Below are 19,354 nucleotides of genomic sequence, written 5' to 3'. Positions count from 1 at the left end.
CTTTTGTCTATTATTATCTACAAGTTTATTAAGAAGGAATGTCGTTATTTAGTGGAAAATAAAAGGGATAAGCCGACATGATTTTCGTTCTTCATAAAGAATGTTTTTATAAAATAGGTATGTACACTAAAATTTGAGGGGGGCGAGACATGAAGAAAACTCTATCGATGCTATTAGTGTTTTTGCTTATGCTGGGCACTTTCCATTCACCTGCAAAAGCTACCACAGAGGCAGGAGCTATTCATTATATAGCACTGGGTGATTCCCTGGCAGCCGGCATGACACCGGACAAGCAGGTTGGGAGAGGTTATGCAGATATGATTGCTGACCGGCTTTTGAAGGATGGAAAGCTGCACTATTTCACAAAAGAATACAGTGTGCCAGGTGCTACTTCCAAGCAAGTCTTTGCGGGCATTCAAAAGGAAGATGTCAAAATAGATTTGCAAAGAGCCAACCTGGTGACTATTTCAGCAGGGGCCAATGACCTGTTAAGGCAAATAAAGATTCACGAGACAGGTGAATTTACTTATGATTCTGAGACAGTTCGTTCTGCATTAGCCGGTGTTTTTGAAAACATAGCCATGACTGTCAAACAGATAAAAGAACTTAATCCTAAAATTCAAGTTTATGTTATGGGTTACTATTTTCCTTTTCCGCAGCTAGAAGGGGAGAAGAAAGAAGAATTAATTAAAATAAGCCAGTTGCTGAACGCAGCGATTGAAAAGGCAGCAGAGGCAGGACATGGGATATTTGTTCCTGTGGATGATAAGTTTGGATTAACTGGGTCAAAGTACGTTCCAAAACCAAATGATGTTCACCCATCTTTAGAAGGTTACCAGCTGATGGCCGATGCATTCTTTGAAAAGTTCTCAATTTCGAAGCTTTGGCCACAATACAATGATATCAAAGATAGCTATTGGGCTTATAAAGAGATTATGATGCTTGTCAACGCTGGCGTTTTAGCCGGGAGATCAGAGTTTTCCTTTCTGCCTGAAAAGCCAATAACCAAAGCAGAGGCTGCTGCTGCGCTTGCGCACGTCATTCCTGTTACAGCCTCAGTCCCTATAGACCCGGGCTTTCAGGATGTGGATAAAAACCATCCTGCTTACTATGAAATTGCAAAAATGACAGAGGTTGGCTTGTTCCAAAGTGCTGAAAAATTCAATCCTGACAGTCATTTAACCAGAGCACAAATGTCTAAAATTATCACTTTGGCTTTTGATTTACAGCCAAAAAGGCAAACGCACTTTAAGGACGTGCATTCTGGCTTTTGGGCGAAAGAGTATATAAATACGCTCGCTTCCAATGATATCGTAAACGGTTACGAAGATGGAAGGTTCCGTCCCAATGATCCTACAAAAAGATCTCACTTCGCAGTAATTTTAGTACGCACAATGAATGTATTAAAATAAACAAGAAAAGCGCAGGGCGCCTGGAGCTAGACAGTTATCAAAGTTCAAAAGGATAAAAATTCTGATAGTAAGAAAAAAACAGCCGTCTAGTAAAATAGCGGCTGTTTTTTGTCTTTTACTTCATTCCTCTAGAAAGAAAGACGGCGAATTGAGTTCTGTTAACAAGCTGTTTTGGTGCAAAGGTGCCGTCTTCCTTACCTGTTGTAATGCCGGATGCTGCCAGTCTTTGAATTGCATCAGCAGCATAGTAGTCCTTTGGAATATCTTTAAAATCAACCGGTGTCTTCACAGGGGTAAGGTCAAAGGCTCTTGTGAAAATTAATGCAAGATGCTCTCTTGAAAGAGTTTCTTCTGGCCTGAAGCTGCCTGTAGAATCTCCTTTGATGATACCTGCTTTTTGTACGGCATTTATGGCCCCAAGAGCCCAATAATCTTTTGGCACATCCTTAAACTTACTGGAACGGTCAGCGATATTTAATTCAAATACTTCGGCAATGAGAGCAGCAACCTCTGCACGTGTCATATCCAAGTCAGGCTTAAACTGACTGCCTTCATATCCAACGATAATTTCCTTTTTATTTAAATCTGATATCTGGTCTTCTGCCCAAAAGCTGCTGGGAATATCCTTAAACTTCCCTAATGGCAATTGATAGTTTAATACTCTTTTCGCTCCCAAATAGCGCGGTCCCCAATAATAAGGATCATCAATCTTTGATATCATGACTCCTTTTGAAGATGAAGCATGGATAAATTCGTTATTCCCAAGGTAGATCCCGGAATGGGAAGGCCCTTTTTTGTATGTTTCAAAGAATACAAGATCGCCAACCCTTAGGTTTCTTTTATCGACACTTACACCTGTATGGAATTGGTCGCTTGTCATTCTTGGAAGATGAATGCCGATTTTTTTATAAACAAATTGTATGTATCCGGAACAGTCAAACCCAACAGGGCTTGTCCCGCCAAATTGATAGGGTACACCGATGTAAAGTTTTGAGAGGGGCACCAGCTGATTATAATTAATAGGTTCTGCGGCCTCTGTTTTTTCCTGGAAGAATAGTGTTAAACAGATGATTGCTGCAAAGAATGTCATAATTTTGCGTTTTAACATATTCATATACCCTCTTTCGCTTGTTTTCACACCTAAATCATAGCATATTGTCGAATTTTTCTATTTTACATTTAGGTAACAAATTTGGTTCTGATCAGTAAAGAAGGGGAATAATGTGAATTTATGACTAAAAAAGGTATTGGGAACTAGTCCTTATATGCTATAATATTGGAAACAATTGTCGAAAGGGGAAAAAGATGAAAGTTATTCTTCCTCAAGATATGAAAAGCTCTATTCCGAATAATGGAATGCTTGTGAGAACGAATAATGCCGGACCTTCTGGGACTCTAGAGAGTTCATGGAAGCTTATTTTTGATGATGAGGCCAGAAAAGTGAATCCGCTTTTTGATATAAAGATAAAACGGAATGACTTGATAATGGAATCAATCCGAAGTGATGACTGGACAAGGTACCATGAATTTCAAGCGAAGCAGCATCCTGCCTGGTATGAACAGGTCGATGGGAGGCCGGTCCAAAATAAGATTTACTATGGGAATTTAATTGAGTCAAAGATTCGATCCCTTCAGGAAGCCAAAGCTTCAGCTGATCAGGGGGAGATCTTAAAGTGGGAGAAGAGCTTAGAAGAAGCTATCAATGACTTTAATCATGCACCTGGAATCGTACCCTATATTGTCGGGTTGAACCATACATCAGAACTTGCCAGCCGGTATGGAGTTCCTGAACCAGGGGATGAGTATTTTGACAGTAAGTGGAACTCCTCACTTGTTCTATCACAAGGTAAGTTTGAGCAAAATATGTGGCATGAGAATCCGTATTTTCAGGAAAACGCCAGTGCTAAACAGCATGTTGAAGAATTGGCTGCCGGAACATTTCCCACTTCTATAGACAAAGCCAGTGAAGCAAAGAGCAGTTTTATAGAAGAGAACTCATTGGATCAAAATCTGCTGTCTGAAAATCAACTGGATGGAAATTCTGTAAGTCTGCAGACAATGTTTTTTACCAGTGTTTCACAAATAAGCAAGGCTTATAAGCCAAGCTTTACTCTTGTAAAAGAACGATATAGATAACCTCCTTCTTTTTTTTATTTGGAAATAGAATCGTATTCTTCCTCATATCCTTTTAATCCGAGCGGCGGCGGATATACAGACTGGTTTATCCAGTCGCAGAAAAGGCCGGGATTTACTCCGGAAATATAACCTTATGCCGGAAACAGGCCAGTTCCATTAAAAAACTTTGATCGAATATGGAAAGAAAACCACTCTATTGGCTTATTGGTTGCAAATGAACCAATGTGATGAAAAAAAAGCACCCAAAACAAATAAGGGTGCCTGAAAAAGACAAAAAAAAAGACCCACCGAACCACCAGTGGGTTACGGCTGGTTTACCAGCCAAAAGCTTATCGCATGATTATTATATCCATATTTTTTTAAATAAAATACCCATATTTTATGGAATAAATACCAAAAATTTTATTGTTAGTAAATATTATGTAAAAATGTAAGTGAATTGGTTTAAATTAATGATTTTGGTCATAAGCAGAAAAATAGATATAAGGATACAAGTAAAGGTAAATAAATCCAGTTCATTGTCTCGAATGAACTCGTACCATATTTTTCAAGTATTCATAAAGTTGCTAAAACGGTAAAATATAATTACCAGCCGAGGAAATCTATTCATCCTATATAGATGACCTCGTCCTTTAGGAGCTATTTTCTTCAGTGGAATAGCTCCTTTTTTATTTCCCTTCAGGTACCTTTAACTCTTTCTGGCAATTAACCGTCTTTCATCCCATCGAAACTTTAAAACTCCCATCTTAAAGATCCCTTTTATTCTGTTCTTCCACCTTCAATTAGTTTTAAATCTATCAAAATTAAAAATGAATCTATATCTCCAAGTAGTGTTACAGAAATATTAAATGGAAAAAACACAGGACTAATTCATCATTTTTGAAATAACCCCTTTTATTAGAAAATTAAAGAAAAATAGTCCACTTAGATTATCTTTTGATGGAAAATCCTTGATGCAGCAAGGTTGGTAATTTTTAAGATAATAGGAAATAAATAATATAAAAATGCCTAAAAATACATGTAGATGATAAATTAGTAAGACTAATTTGATTAATGATTCCACTATTGCCAAGATTAACCTGTATGATTATCTCTAAATGTCATGTTAGTATAAAAATGTCAGCAATGGGATAATACATACAAAGTTAACAGCATCTTCATTGCGATCATTATTTTAGTAGATTACTAATCTATATATACTAGGAGGAATTGTTTAAAATGGCTTCAAAAACTAACATGCGTAAATTCATCGCTGGATCTGTAACAGCTGCAGTAGTAGCTTCTGCAATCGCTCCAGCAGCAAGTGCAGATGTAAAATCTTTCTCTGATATTAAAGAAGGACATTGGGCATACACTGAAATCATGGCTCTGGCTCAAGATGGAATCATCAACGGTTATCCAGATGGAACTTTCCGTTCTTCCGTCATCCTTAACCGCGGACAAGCTGCTAACCTATTAACTGCAGCATTAGATTTAGATATTCCTTCTGATCTTGACGCTTTCGAAGATGTGAGTGATCAATCAGTATTTGCTGAAGCAGCAGCAGCTACAAAAGCAGCTGGAATCTTCGGCGGTAAAGCGAACGGAACAATCTTCGGAGCTGGAGACGAACTAACTCGTGAGCAAATGGCTTCTGTAATTGTTCGTGCATTTAACTTAGAAGACACTGGTGAAGAAGTTACTTTCACTGACTCGGAAAAAATCAGTGAATCACATAAAGAAAACGTAAAAATCCTTGCTCAGTACGGAATCACAACGGGTAAAGCTGACGGCTCATTCGATCCTAAAGGCAACGTAAGCCGAGGACACTTTGCTACATTCTTATACCGTGCAATGGAAATGCCAGCAACAGAAATTACTGCTATCTCTCCAGTAGCTGACATCACTGTGGTTGAAGGTGAAGAAGTTGTCCTTCCTGAAGTGGTGGAAGTTACTTATTCTGATGACAGCAAAGAAGATGTTGCGGTTGCTTGGGAAGAAACAGACTTCTCTGCTCCTGGTGAGTATGTAGTTGAAGGTACTGTAGAAGGCACGGATCTTAAAGCTTCAGTTAAAGTAATTGTTGAGAAAGGTGAACTAATTGTTGATAGTGTAGAAGCTACAACAACAAAAGTTGCCAGCGGAAAACTTGAAAACCCTCAATTTGTAAGCTTTGAAATTAACAAAGGTGAAGCAATCTCTATTCAAGAGCTTGTTGAAGCTGGGTATAAAGTTGAATTCCAATCCACTAAAGCTGTATTTGAAGGCGGAAAGTCAGCAAGTGAAACTGGTCAGCTTAAAAACGAACTTACAGAAGGTTACTCATTCCAATATAAGGTGGTAGTAACTGACGCTGAAGGAAAAACTTTTGAGTCAGATCTTCAAACTGTAACAGCTACAAGCGCAGATGTTGTAGTAGCTCCAACTGAACTATCTTTAGTGGAAAATGGTAAAGTTTGGGGTCTTGACTATATTACTATAGAAGAGACACCTAATGTAGTTGTTACGAAAGGTGTTAACTTCCAAGGTGAAACAATTGATCAGAACACTGGTGACAATGCTCATCTTCCTGAAAATGTAACAGGACAAATCAACTATTCTTCTAGCAACCCAACGGTAGCACTTGTCAGCAGCTCTGGTAAGATCACACCTTTAAAAGCTGGCAGCACTACTATTACAGTTTCAGTAAACGATAAGTCTGTATCATATAATCTTACCGTTGTGGCACCACAAAAAGCTTACAGTGTTGAAGAAAATGCAGCAACAATCCAAGCTGGTTCTAATCAGTCTGTAGAATTAACTGTTTTAGACCAATACGGAGAAAAGCTTCGTTCTAATAAAACATTGACAGTTGAAACACAAACAGAAGATTCAGAAGTTGTAAAGGGCTTGAAAGCTTCATACACTACTGATGATTCCAAACTAGTAGTAGATGGCCTGACGGTTGCTGAAGGAACTGAAACATTAGTTGTTAAATCTGGAGAAACTACAATTGGAACTGTATCACTAACAATTATCGATGTTTCTGATGAAGATGTAGATGGCTATAAGTTAGCTGTTGCTGATAGTGATTCTGAATCTGATGATTTAACATTAGATATTTTCGATGCGGCAGATGACACAGTTCAGCTTTCTGTAGAAGAATACAAGGGCGATGTGAAGTCTGGTGTAACTACTGCTGCAGATCTTGGTTTCACTCTAAAGTCTTTAAATACAGATGTTGCAACTGTTAATACTGAAAACGGAACAGTTACAGCTGTATCTGAAGGTACTGCTACTATCCAGCTTCTAGAAGGCAGTGTTGTACGTGCAACTGCAACCGTTACTATAGAAAACTCTACTCCGCAAATCACTTCTGTAGATCTAGCAGAAGATGTGGATGCAGTTACTATCCTTGAAACAGAAGAACTGGCAGGGTTTGTCGATGACCTGGAAGCTACTTTTGCTACAGAACTTGCAGATGATGAAGCCAACCCATTTGAAAACGGTGTAGCAATTAAGTCTATTGTTGATGCAGAAGGCAAGCTTTCTTATAATGCAGCTGCTCAAACATTGACAGTTGCAGATGTAGCATCTGATGTTAATACTACTGTGGTCGTTACGCTAGATGATAACTATGGTGGCGGAACTTATGCGTTTGATTTAACAATCCAGGACCAGGATGCTCTTGCTGCAGCAGTGAATGATGCAATTAAAGCTGCTGCTGGGGAAGATGCAGGCCTTCCAGCTTTAGAGCTTGAGAATGCATCTGTTGAAGAAATTAAAGCAATTGAAAATGCTGTTAATGCTTTAACTGCTGAAGACGTTGAAGTTCTAACAGAAAAATTTGGCGATGTAGAACTTACTGAAGAAGATATCGCTGTATTTGTTGGAAATCTTACAAATGAAGAAATCGAAAAATTAGCAGCTGCGAATGAAGAAGAAGCTACTGAAACGCTTGTAAACTTATTAAAAGCTTTAAGAGATGCTTACCAAGCATAATTTAGTTTAATAAAATAGCATTATTAAACAGAGGGCACTCGCGCCCTCTGTTTTTTTATTGAAATAAAGTTTATATAATATAGAAGAAACCCGTCACTTAATTAAAACCTGCTGGATTATTTAAACATTATTTGAATTTCAGCCCAAAATCCTTTAATCTTATTATCATAGGTAAATAGTAGGGGGTACATAATGAGATTAAAGAGATTAAAGAGATTAGCCGTTTTGTTAGGGGTATTTTTATGTATGGGAATCTTTTCGTCAGAGGCAGCTGCTTCCGGTGAGACGTATCACGTGACGACTTTGGATTTATCTGAGAATAATAGAGTCCTTATCAAAACTTCACATCCGATCGAAGCATTAAGAGTAAAGAAAAAGAGTTATCCGCTGGCTGAGGAAACCGTTTATTCATATAATATTAAGCGGTTTAACTATAAAGCTGGCACTTTAGAAATTGTCAAACGCGAGTTTGCTAATGGGGATTTCTTTTTGTTTACTAAAGTAGATAATAACAAGCGATTTCATTTTTATATGGAACTTGACTGGAGTTTTTCACCAGACGCAGAGCTGGAGCTTAAAGAATTCAGCCAGTTTCCAAAACCGGCTGGAGAATCAGCTGCAATGGGGGAGGATAGAACCTCTTATCCTACAGGATTATTGGATATTCAACAGGCAGGACAAACGATTAAGCAAATCATGATAGGCAAATCGTATCAGTCGATTGAGCATATTAAACGATATGAATATGCCAATAAAAGTGTAATCCGCGAACTCAAAGCGGAAGCAGATGCGGTAACAAAAACGGAAACAGAAGAGGGGAAAAACGTAGCCATTTCCCTGCAATCAACGGGTAAAGATATTGTCGAGCAATGGCTTATGTTCTCTGACAGCAAGCTTTTCGAAAGTGAAAAAGAGTTATTAAGCTGGATGAAATACAGTTCCCTTAACTATCGAAAAACAAATAAATGGTATACCTCTGATGGCCCATATAACAAAATGGTATTAACGGTTGAACCGCAGCCGCGCTCTAAAATGGGATATGGAAGAACACTCCTTAATTTCAGAGAAGCTGAAGCGTTTGACCGATGGAACAAGACAAATGAACGATATTACTATAATTTAGTATCCAACTCTGTTGCTGATCTGCTGAACTTCAGAGGTGAAAAAACGTTCTGGGAAACAGAAGTCACTTCTACTTACTTGCTGGACCTTTACAATATGACGGCACCCTTTATCGATACAAGATTTAACGAGTACATAGCACTTTATTTAAGGGATGTTGGAGAGGCATTAGCAGTCAGCCATTTACGGGAACCGCTGCTTTCTTATGCAGACTTTTTGCTTAGCCAAATCGAAACCGGGAATGTAATTCCTGTTAATGAACAAGGTGCATTGATCCCTGATTATTTCGCCGTTTATGATCCTGTTCTTACTCATACCTCATTAAACCACGGACTTGGCGGACTCAATATTTTATTAGAAGCTTATCTTTCTACTTCAGATGAGAAGTATCTGAGAGGAGCAGAGATTGTGCAGGAAGGGATAAGCGGGTTAGACACACAGTGGCTCCGCGAGGATGGAGATACCTGGTATAAAGTAAACCCTGATTTGACGTTTATTGGCAGAGACTATGAATTGCTCACATTAGAGGATCTGCTGAAAACTTATGGATTATGGAGTAAAATAAATCAGGAGAATTTACCTATAATTGAAACTTTTCTGGAGTCTAAATCGTCTTATCTAAAGAATAATGGGATTAAAATTCCTTCTCATACGCAGGAACTCTTATATTCTTATGGAATTGGCAATTAATATAGTCGAAAAATTTTTCCGTTATTGTCCTTTTCCTGAATTTATCTTTGACTGTATTCTTTATATTTTGTAATATGAGAAAGAATGCATGCGAAAAATAGGTTTAATATACATCCAGGAAAGGGATTTGACAATGAAATCGAAGTTACAGCCATATTTTTTGTTAATGGCGGGTTTTGCGCTGTTATTTTTGGGGCTTCTGCTCCCGAGTAAAATTAGTTTAGTTGTGGTTACTGTGATTCTTTCCGCTATGGCGTTTTGGCGGCCGAAAGTCGGATTGCTTCTGCTTATTTTATATGTGCCAATAAGGCCCTTTTTGACTGAAGTGAATTCAGGATTAATGCTTGCCGGTGATGCAATAACTTTTATTCTGCTACTTAAAATCTTCATAGCTGCAAGGCACGGCTGGAAGAGTTTATTTCGCTTTAAAACATTTGAGTGGGCATTCTTTATTTTCTTGGCATTCGGTTCGGTAATTGCCCTGACAAGTGGCGTTTCGATTGCGGCTATTATTTTTCAGGTCCGTACATTTGTGATTATGTACCTTCTATACTATATCGTTTCACGAATGGATATCGACTACAAAGATATCGTGAAGTTCTCTTGGGTTACGATTGGATTATCCGTTTTAGTCAGCATACACGGAATTATTGAGAAACTTTCCATGAGGCAATGGCTTTTGCCTGAAGCATGGAGCCAGAAAATGCTATCTGCTACAAATATTGTCCGTATCTATGGCTTGCCGGGCAATCCTAACTCATTGGCATTATATTTAGGATTCACCATTGTTTTGGTGCTGGTTTTGCTGGAAACAGCAAAAGGAAAAGAAAGAAAATGGCTCTATGCCTTTCTGACCCTTTTCACAGGGATCCTTCTGCTGACCTATTCAAGAGGAACGTGGATTGCCATTGCCGTCGGCTTTGCTGTTTTCTTCCTATTAAGCAGATATTGGAGGGTTTTGAAACCTTTACTGATTTCAGGTATTCTTGGTTTTGTCCTCGTCTATCTACCTGTCAATGCCGGGGTTGGATTTATCCAGTCACTTGGAATTGAGGGTGGAGACGGTCTTGGTACAGGCGGCCTGAAAGATAGATTTAAATCAACCTTTGATGAAGAAAATCTCGAATTGATGTCACAGAGCGGCCGTTTTTTTTATATTAAAAAAGGGTTTGAAGTATTTAGGGACCATCCTATAACTGGAACAGGCTTCGGTACATTTGGAGGGTCCGCGACCTTATCGTATGGCTCGCCTATATATGATGAATACGGAATCCGATCAGATATTTACGGCGGCAAATACTTTTATTCAGATAACCAGTATATCCAGGTAATAGCGGAAACAGGTACTATTGGAGTGATCCTGTTTGCTGCCTTTTTATTGCTTATGCTGGCCATCTTCTGGAAGCATCGGAATGAAGGACATTTTCCCAAAGTAATGATTGCTCTATGGTTTGCTACAGGAGTAAGCGGCATGTATTATAACATCTGGGAACTGAAATTATATACCATGTACTTCTTTATGATTTTCGGAGCATATGCTGCAATGAAAGGTTTTTATAAGAAAAAAGCTTAATCCCGCTAAAACCCCTGCTGTTGGCAAGACAGCGGGGGTTTTTTTATTGCAAAATAAGTAATATTATACGGTAATTTATGCCATTATGTCGAAAAGGTTAATAGAATGATAGAGAATATGGGGGAAGTTTGTTAATATATGTAATAGCGTCAAAAGATTGACGCAACATCTTATATTTTCCAAGGGAGGAATAATAGTGCGGAATAAAATCTCCATGATCGCCGCTCTTATGCTTTTTGTACAACTAATGGGTTTTGGACTAGGCGATTATCAGGTGGAGGCAGCTACTCTGGTTAACAAGCAATTTAACGTTTCACCTGGTGTTGACTATAAGAATATAACAATCACAAATTCTGATTTGAAACAAGCTGTCAACACCCTTGAAGTGAATTTGGGTGATTCTTATACCTCTTTAGAAGTAGGAATTCCTGAGCCTATTCATAAAACAGCAACGACTACAAGTGCAGCCAATGCTAATAGTTTTGAAGGCCATCGGGTCGTGGGCGCAATTAATGGTTCCTTTTTTGATATGACGACAAGAATGCCCCTTTATTTATTATCTAAGAATAATCAGATTGTCAATGGCGGGATTATCTCTCAGGAAAAAGATAAATATGTGAGTGAACCAATTGCGTTTGGAATTTTAAGTAATGGCAATGCAGAGATCGATCATTACAATTTCAAAACAGCCTTAACTTATAAAGATCAGACATTTACCCTTTCAGGATTAAATAGAATGAGAGATTCCAACGAAGCGATCCTCTATACTTCTAGCCATGAAAATGGCTATACAAATACAAACAGCTATGGAATGGAGTACATCATTACTTCAGATAGCACGATCCGCCAGCCATTGCAATTTGGCGACGTTTTGAGCGGAAAAGTTACGGCTATTAGGAAATATGGTGATAAAACCAATACCCTTATTCCAAAAAATGGTTTTGTTCTTTCGTTAAACGGCAGCAAGTGGCTAGATCCTCTACAAGGAATGGCAATTGGAGATTCCGTGCAGATAAAAGTAAGCATCGATTCCAAATGGCAGAATTCTAAATATATGATGGCAAGCGGTCCTATGCTTGTTAAGGACGGCAAAGTATCCATGACAATGGATCCAAACAGTTCCCGCGCAAAAGAAAGAACATCCAGAACGGCGGTTGCGATTGACAAAACAAAGAAAAAAGTGTTTTTTGTAACCGTTGATGGCAGACAGCCTGGCTACAGCAATGGAATGAACTTGACAGAATTTGCACAATACTTGGTTTCTATTGGTGCAGACCGTGCGCTGAACCTTGATGGCGGCGGATCGACGGCAATGGGGATTCGAAATTATGGAAGCAATCAGGTGGTATTAGCGAATAGGCCGTCAGACGGGCGGGAGCGATATATATCCTCCACATTGCAGGCGATTAGCACTGCTCCAATTGGTCAGCCGGCATTTATGAGAATTACACAAAAAACAGCAGGCAAAGTGCTAGTCGGTTCTTCAGTGGATATCACAGCCAATTATGTATTGGATCAATATTATAATCCATTAAGCTTTGACCCTGCAAACATTGCATTCTCTGTATCTAATCGTATTGGTACTATGAATGGGAATCAATTCACAGCTAACGAGGCAGGGCAAGGAACGGTAACAGGCAAATACGGAAATGCTTCAAGAGGTCTTACGGTCACAGTTGTTGACTCGATTGACAAGTTCTCCATTTCACCATCTAGCTTGAAGCTTTCAGCCGGACAAACTAAGGCGCTTTCCACTACGGGTTTAGATAATGCTGGCAAGCCAGTAATTTATAATCAATCACAAGTGAAGTGGTCTGTGAGCGGAGATATTGGAACGATTACTCAGGATGGTAAGTTTACGGCTGGCAAAACCACTGCTAAAGGCAAAATCATTGCTGCCGCAGGAAAATCAACAGCATCCATCCCGGTAGAAATTGCCGGATCAGCGCCTGCTCCTGCACCAGGCGAATTTACAGATGTTAACTCTGAGTACTGGGCGTACAAGGAAATCATGTACTTAAGTAAAAACAGCATCATTAGCGGATATCCATCCGGAGAATTCAAACCTGGTGATAAACTGACAAGGGCTCATGCGGCGATCTTGCTTCAAAGGGCGCTGAAGCTTGAAACCTCTAATGTAACAAATCCTGGATTTAGTGATGTGCCGACGGATCATCGCTACTATTCCATTATTGCAGCAGTCCAAAATGCTGGAATCATGGGAGGAAAAGAAGGGAATAGGTTTGATCCGGAAGGCAATTTAACAAGAGCACAGATGGCGGCTATTTTGCAGAATGCCTATCATCTTCAGGGAATGCCTGAAAAGGACTTTGCCGATGTTAAGCCAACGTATTGGGCATACAAAGCAATTGGCTCTCTTGCTTACAATGAGATTACAACAGGTTATCCTGACAACACATTCCGGCCGGGCAATACGGTTACTAGAGCACAATATAGTGCGTTTCTATATAGAATTATCAATCAATAACAAAAGCAAAAGCGCCTTGCGCATGGCGTTAGACAGTCTTACTCTATAAAAAAGAGCCCACTGGTAATTTATAGGATGTTTTCTCTGTAAATCCCTTAATTTACATGGATTATCAGAAAATCTGATAAATTTTTACATTATTATACACTATCATTCTCCAAAAAATCATTTTACTTGACAAAAACTTCTGTTATTCTATTATTATGCCAGCAATTGAAGGAGGGAGAGGCAAAGTATGTTAAGAAAAACTTTTTCTGTCTATGTTTCATTATGTTTCCTTCTTATCTTTTCCCCTTTGGCATCATCTTGGGTTAAAGCAGAAGAAAGCAATATGATGGCAGAAAAGTCTGTTGTTGCACAGTCACAGGAGCAAAATGAAACTTCCGAAATAATCGAATATGAGGGAGTGGAGTTAGAAGAAATAAATATGGATGACCCAGAATTGAAAGAAGAAATGGAAAAGGCGGAAGCTGCCGGAAGCTTTAATGCTGACAGTTATGAAGGGCAGATGAGCACAAAGGCGCTGACCCAGAATTCCTCCGTTTCCTTTACGGATGTTCCTGCTAGCTATTGGGCTTATCTAAACATTACACACTTAGCCGGAAAAGGAATTATCAGCGGGTATGAAAGCAGCAATGGCACCTATTATTTCCAGCCTGACCGTCAGGTGACGAGGGCACAGGCTGCAAAGATGATTATTGAGGCTTTAGGCTATGAACCTGCTGAAGTGTCCCGAAGTACTTTTAAAGATGTATCATCCGACTATTGGGCAGCTGGTTATATTGAAAGAGCTTATCAATTGGGTATTTTCGGAGGCTATGCAGATGGAAGGTTTGGCCCATCTGATATTCTAAAACGGTCCCAAATGGCAGCCGTTATTGTGACAGGTTTTGGTTTTGACTATAATGGCTACACATCCACTGCTCCTGTGTTTAGTGATGTTCCTAAAACTTACTGGGCATACGAACAAATACAAAAACTTCATTATAACGGTATAACAAATGGAAGCAACTATAAATTTATGCCGGAAGACCAGATTACTAGAGCCCAATTCTCTGCATTTCTTTCAAGGGCTATTGATGACCAATTCAGACTGACCGTAACAGGACCGCCCGTAAATGAAACGGTCACTGCATTCGGCAAAGTGGTTTCATCCACATCCCTAAATATTAGGAAAGGCCCATCTTCAAGTACTGCCATTATTGGCAGCGTGAAGGCTGGAGCAACAGTAAAAGTAACTGAAATTAGCGGTTTCTGGGCTAAAGTAAATGATAATGGGTTGATTGGATATGTACATAAATCCTACTTGAAGCTTTACTCAAATGACAAGCGTTATCCGCTGAAAGATCGGATTATAGTGGTAGATGCAGGTCATGGGGCACATGATCCAGGTGCTTCAAGCAGCGGAGTTTATGAAAAGAATATTGTTTTAAATGTTTCCAAAAGAGTAGGGGAGAAGCTAAAAGCGGCAGGTGCAAAGGTAATCTTAAGCCGTGAGACGGATAAGTTCCTTACCCTGGAGGAAAGGGTTAAATTTACTCAATCTGTTTATGGAGAACTGTTTGTGAGTGTACACGTGAATGCCGCCGGCAGTTCCGCAGCAAAAGGATCAGAAGTTTTTTATGACACTTCCAATAACATGAACGGTGACGAGAGCAAAACGCTAGCATGGGAAATTCAAAAACAGCTGGTTGCTCAAGCCGATATGTATGACCGGGGCATTAAGGATAATGGCTTTTACGTGATTAAGTATAACCAAGTACCTGCCGTGCTTGTTGAACTTGGTTTTATAACAAATAGCGGCGATAGACAAAAGCTGACATCCAGCACGTACTTGGATAAATATGCTGAGGCCATCTATCAGGGAATTAAAAACTACTACCTAAAGTAAATCTTTTAAACTGTCCGGCTAGTACACGGACAGTTTTTTATTAACCTGATTTTACAAGAATAAAACAATTTACTTGTATTTTCGCCATTTTTTTCTGATGTGATATAATTACCTTTGCATTCTTCTATATAGTAAGAAGGATGAAGTGAAAATGTGAGAAAAGGAAGTCGGATAATGAAAATTGGCATTGTAGGAAATTACGGCAATAACAATAATGGGGATGAAGCCATTTTACTTGGAATCATCACACAGTTAACCACAAATTTTGATATAAAAAGTGAAGATATCACCGTATTCAGCAATAACCCTGAGCAAACAAGCGAAAGATATGGTGTCCAATCTTATCCGCTTTATTATAAAAAGGGCTCTGCACCAAAAACGTTCTTAGAGACTGTCAAACAAAGCAGAAAATATATCAAGGGCCTGGACGTTGTCATTATCGGCGGGGGAGGCATCCTGATGGACCTGTACAAGAGGGAAGCCCCTTTATACGGCACTTATGGAATTCTTGGACACCGGGCAGGTGCCAAAGTGGTTGTATATGGCTGTGGAGCTGGGCCGTTAACTTCAGGAATTGGAAAGTTCTTTATTAAGCGCTTAGCTAAAGTGGCAGACTCCATTTCTGTCAGAGATCCGGAATCGAAAGTCCTGCTCGAAAGGGTTGGGGTGAGTAAGGACATTCAAATCATTGGAGATCCTGCTTTCACTCTGACAACAGCCAACAAACACCAAAGAACCGATTCGATTAAAAAAGTGGGTGTGACAGCTGTTCCCTACTATAATATTAAATATTGGCCAGAGGCAGATGAGGAAAAATATCAGGCCTACGTCAATGGCATGGCTCAAAACCTGGACGAGCTGATCGAGAAGAAGGGAATGGAAGTAACATTCTTTTCCACCAAATATCCGCAGGATGTCTGGGTGACAAAGGATATTCATGACGTGATGAAGCATAAGGACAAAGCGGTTTTGAATGAAGAACATTTATCCGCTTCCCAGCTCATTGATCTATGCGGCCAGCAGGATGTCGTGATTGGGACCCGTCTCCATTCCATCATCCTATCCCTGGATGCTGAGACCCCTGTTATTGGCGTTGCTTACCATCATAAAGTTGAGCATTTCATGCAAATGGTCGGGAAGGAAGATCAATGCCTTTCCATGGATGAATTGTCTTCGAGCAATCTTCATTTTATGAATACGATCGAGAAGATGGATAATCATTGGGACAAGGTTCAGGATGCGGCACAAAAAACGTCTGCAGAACTTAAAGAAAAGGCAGCAAAAGGGTTAAAGCAATTCCATATGCTTCCGAAAAAGGGGAATGCCTAATGGGAAAAAGAATTCTGGTTATCAGCAATATGTACCCGACCGAGGAGAATAGGACGTTTGGGATCTTTGTGAAAAATCAGGTAAAGGCATTGGAAGCATTGGGAAATCAGGTGGATGTCATCGCAATTACTGATCCGAAAAACGGAAAGGCTAATGTGATTAAGAAGTATTTTTTATGGTTCCTTCAAACACTTGTGAATTTGGGGCTTAACGGAAAAAAATATGATGTGGTGCACGCTCACTATGTGTTCCCATCAGGCCTGCTGGCGCGTTTTTATAAAAAGGTCTGGAAAACGCCGTATGTGGTGACTGCGCATGGCGGTGATATCGACCGCATGGCAAAAAAGAATCAGCGAATCCGAAATTGGACGGAGATGATTCTCCGGGATGCAGATTATGTGATTGCTGTTGGGAATGCATTATATGAAGAAATACACCAGGATTACAAAATAGGCGCGAATAAGCTTTCTATTTTAAACATGGGGGTAAACCGCAACGTATTTAAAGCCTATCCCAAACAAGAAGCAAGAACTGAGTTAGGCGTTTCTGAAGGAAAGCAGCCTATTTTGTTTGTGGGAAATATTATACGTGAAAAAGGGTTAACTGAATTGATCACGGCCTTTGCTAAAGTCAAAGAGTCTCAGCCGGAAGCAGCGCTTTATTTAATTGGTGCAAGCCGCAATCAAACCTATCGCCAGGAGCTGGAGAATTTGATTGCAGCAAAAGGGCTGGCGCGAGATGTGTGTTTCAAAGACCCCCTTCCGCAAGCCCAATTGGCCAAATGGATGTCTGCAGCCGAGGTCTTTGTCCTTCCTTCCCATTTGGAAGGCTTTGGCCTTGTGGCGGTTGAAGCCATGTCCTGCCTGACGCCTGTTGTAGGCAGTGATGTCGGGGGATTAAGCTACCTGCTCAAAGATGGGAATGGGGTTCTTGTTGAGCCGAAGGAAGCCGATAGTCTGGCAAAAGGGATCCTAACCGTATTGAGCAGTGAAGATGCGAAGAAAAAGCTTGTCCGCAAAGGAGAAGCTAAAGCGGCTGAAAATGATGAGGAGCAGCTCATTCTTAAATTGCAGGATATATATGAAACAATCAGCTAATGGAAAAAGGGAGGGTCATCTGTGGATGTTCTCTCTTTTTCCATGTTGTTTACGAATAAACGCTGGGGCAATTGCGCACTGGTAAAAAGGTTGTGAACCTATGAAGAGCAAGTTGTTAAAAATTATTGGAACGGTAGCGGTCATTAATATACTGGCGCGCCTGATCGGATTTGCAAGAGAGGTTATAATCGGGTATCAGTATGGTACTTCGCATCTTGCTGACAGCATTATTACGGCGTATACCATCCCGAACTTTTTGTATATCGTTGTAGGCGGGGCGATTACTACCGCATTTATTTCTGTTTACAGCAAAACGCTCGACGGAAAAGAAAAAGATCTATTTATTTCATCCGTATTCTCGTATATCATCATGATTATTGGTGTTATTACCGTTCTGATGATTGTGTTTGCAGAGCCGCTTTTAAAGGCGCTGTTTGGCGGGATGGAAAGGGAGCAGTTTGAAACCACACTGAGGCTGTTCTATTGGATGGCGCCGTCTACTTTCTTTTTAGTGGTTTCCATGTGGCTGAGCGGAATCCTGAATGTCCATGACAGATTTCAATTATCAACGATGTCCACTTTTATCTACAATTTAGGTTTTGTTGTGCTGGCGGTTCTGCTGACGCCGCTTATGTATGTTGATTCTTATGGTCTCGGAGCAATGCTGAGTTCCATCATTATGGTTGCCATACTTCTATTTGGACTGAGAAAAACACACTTGAAATTCCTTAAGCCGAATTTTGCGTATTCCGGTGAAATGAAGAGGCTGTTTCTTATTGCGATGCCGATTATGTTAGGCGGAGCCACCCTTCAATTCTATTTTCTGATTCAGCGGATGTTTGCTTCAGATCTTTCAGAAGGATATATAGCCGCTCTGAACTACGCTTCGAAGCTCACGCAGTTTCCGCAGGCTGTCTTAATGACAGCCGTCACGACGGTTATTTATCCAATGCTTGCAAAAAAAGTGGCTGCAAATGAGGAGGAGAGTGTTACTTCTCTTTATCAAAGAGGACTGGGTGCATTGGGGCTGCTGCTAATCCCTGTAACCATATTCGTGTTCTTTTACTCAAAAGAAATTGTGCAAATTATCTTTGAATATGGAAGTTTTACAGAAGAGTCGTCTAAAATGACAATCCCATTATTGCAAATCTTTTCTTTATCCATGTTTGCCCTTGCCGGCAATGTGTATATTTCAAGGTTTTTCTACGCGAAAGAAAATTCTTATATGCCGGTAATCATCAGCATCCTTTGTGTATTTGGCATTAATATCATTGTGACTTTGGCTTTGCTTGACCGTCTAGGTGCAGAAGCGATTGCGTGGGGAACTTCCATTAGCTCTATTGTTAATTTTATCCTTCTAACTATTTTGGCAAAATTTATGCTAAAATTGAGAATAACGGAAAACTTTGGCTCTGCAGGTAAATCTCTCTTTTTATATGCGGCTATTATTATCGTTATGTTTTTGTCATCAAGGTTTCTCGCATTCGGCAATCCTTGGATTGACCTCATATCTGGAGGAGTTCTATTCTTAGCAGTCTTTTTGGTCCTATTAAAAATAGTAAGACTGCCAGAATTACAGCTGATTCTCGGACGGGGCAAAGCTTAAATCATCTTCGCTGCCGGATTGTGAGCTGAAGTAAAAAGAGAGACGGCATC

11 protein-coding genes are annotated in these 19,354 nt (G+C 39.9%); 10 read left to right on the top strand and 1 reads right to left on the bottom strand.

The genetic code is table 11. The annotated features are described in order from the left end of the window. The first annotated feature begins 149 nt into the window (after positions 1-149). A complete protein-coding gene (locus NCCP133_RS12070; RefSeq protein WP_264805253.1) occupies positions 150-1,412 on the top strand; it encodes an S-layer homology domain-containing protein in 1,263 nt (420 codons plus the stop codon). A gap of 115 nt (positions 1,413-1,527) precedes the next feature. On the opposite strand, the gene NCCP133_RS12065 is transcribed toward NCCP133_RS12070, so the two are convergent. Further along, complete coding sequence (locus tag NCCP133_RS12065; protein ID WP_264805252.1) at positions 1,528-2,520, bottom strand: C40 family peptidase; 993 nt, start codon at positions 2,518-2,520, stop codon at positions 1,528-1,530. A 197-nt stretch (positions 2,521-2,717) separates the two neighbouring features. Between NCCP133_RS12065 and NCCP133_RS12060 the strand changes: the two genes are divergently transcribed. The 9 genes from NCCP133_RS12060 (at position 2,718) to murJ (ending at position 19,304) form a co-directional block, all read left to right on the top strand. Continuing rightward, positions 2,718-3,548 carry a hypothetical protein gene (locus NCCP133_RS12060; RefSeq protein ID WP_264805251.1) on the top strand — a complete coding sequence of 277 codons (831 nt, stop codon included), beginning with the start codon at positions 2,718-2,720 and terminating at the stop codon, positions 3,546-3,548. A 1,218-nt stretch (positions 3,549-4,766) separates the two neighbouring features. After that, on the top strand, positions 4,767-7,508 hold the full coding sequence (locus NCCP133_RS12055; RefSeq protein ID WP_264805249.1) for an S-layer homology domain-containing protein: 2,742 nt from the start codon (positions 4,767-4,769) through the stop codon (positions 7,506-7,508). A 192-nt stretch (positions 7,509-7,700) separates the two neighbouring features. Further along, a complete protein-coding gene (locus NCCP133_RS12050) occupies positions 7,701-9,320 on the top strand; it encodes a hypothetical protein (protein WP_264805248.1) in 1,620 nt (539 codons plus the stop codon). Between the two features lie 133 nt (positions 9,321-9,453). Beyond that, the gene (locus NCCP133_RS12045) at positions 9,454-10,893 is read left to right on the top strand and encodes an O-antigen ligase family protein (protein WP_264805247.1); all 1,440 of its coding nucleotides are present in this window, start codon (positions 9,454-9,456) and stop codon (positions 10,891-10,893) included. Positions 10,894-11,089: 196 nt separating this feature from the next. Next, on the top strand, positions 11,090-13,381 hold the full coding sequence (locus tag NCCP133_RS12040; RefSeq protein ID WP_264805246.1) for an S-layer homology domain-containing protein: 2,292 nt from the start codon (positions 11,090-11,092) through the stop codon (positions 13,379-13,381). A 235-nt stretch (positions 13,382-13,616) separates the two neighbouring features. Then, positions 13,617-15,272 (top strand): N-acetylmuramoyl-L-alanine amidase, encoded by a 1,656-nt coding sequence (locus tag NCCP133_RS12035; RefSeq protein WP_264805245.1) that lies wholly within the window; start codon positions 13,617-13,619, stop codon positions 15,270-15,272. A gap of 174 nt (positions 15,273-15,446) precedes the next feature. Further along, entirely contained in the window at positions 15,447-16,601 is a 1,155-nt protein-coding gene (locus NCCP133_RS12030) for a polysaccharide pyruvyl transferase family protein (protein ID WP_264805244.1), read from the top strand. Further along, entirely contained in the window at positions 16,601-17,698 is a 1,098-nt protein-coding gene (locus NCCP133_RS12025; protein WP_264805243.1) for a glycosyltransferase, read from the top strand. Before NCCP133_RS12030 ends, NCCP133_RS12025 begins: the two co-directional genes overlap by 1 nt. A gap of 100 nt (positions 17,699-17,798) precedes the next feature. Beyond that, positions 17,799-19,304 carry a murein biosynthesis integral membrane protein MurJ gene (gene murJ / locus NCCP133_RS12020; protein WP_264805241.1) on the top strand — a complete coding sequence of 502 codons (1,506 nt, stop codon included), beginning with the start codon at positions 17,799-17,801 and terminating at the stop codon, positions 19,302-19,304. The last annotated feature ends 50 nt before the right edge of the window (positions 19,305-19,354 follow it).

The sequence above is a fragment of the Cytobacillus sp. NCCP-133 genome, assembly GCF_026011715.1.
Lineage (GTDB): Bacteria > Bacillota > Bacilli > Bacillales > Cytobacillaceae > Cytobacillus.
This window is presented reverse-complemented; position numbering and strand designations above follow the sequence as displayed.

Coding starts and splice junctions, on each gene's coding strand:
- NCCP133_RS12030 (WP_264805244.1), top strand. CDS start 15,447: ATGAAAATTGGCATTGTAGGAAATTACGGCAATAACAATAATGGGGAT.
- murJ (WP_264805241.1), top strand. CDS start 17,799: ATGAAGAGCAAGTTGTTAAAAATTATTGGAACGGTAGCGGTCATTAAT.
- NCCP133_RS12065 (WP_264805252.1), bottom strand. CDS start 2,520: ATGTTAAAACGCAAAATTATGACATTCTTTGCAGCAATCATCTGTTTA.
- NCCP133_RS12060 (WP_264805251.1), top strand. CDS start 2,718: ATGAAAGTTATTCTTCCTCAAGATATGAAAAGCTCTATTCCGAATAAT.
- NCCP133_RS12050 (WP_264805248.1), top strand. CDS start 7,701: ATGAGATTAAAGAGATTAAAGAGATTAGCCGTTTTGTTAGGGGTATTT.
- NCCP133_RS12025 (WP_264805243.1), top strand. CDS start 16,601: ATGGGAAAAAGAATTCTGGTTATCAGCAATATGTACCCGACCGAGGAG.
- NCCP133_RS12035 (WP_264805245.1), top strand. CDS start 13,617: ATGTTAAGAAAAACTTTTTCTGTCTATGTTTCATTATGTTTCCTTCTT.
- NCCP133_RS12070 (WP_264805253.1), top strand. CDS start 150: ATGAAGAAAACTCTATCGATGCTATTAGTGTTTTTGCTTATGCTGGGC.
- NCCP133_RS12055 (WP_264805249.1), top strand. CDS start 4,767: ATGGCTTCAAAAACTAACATGCGTAAATTCATCGCTGGATCTGTAACA.
- NCCP133_RS12045 (WP_264805247.1), top strand. CDS start 9,454: ATGAAATCGAAGTTACAGCCATATTTTTTGTTAATGGCGGGTTTTGCG.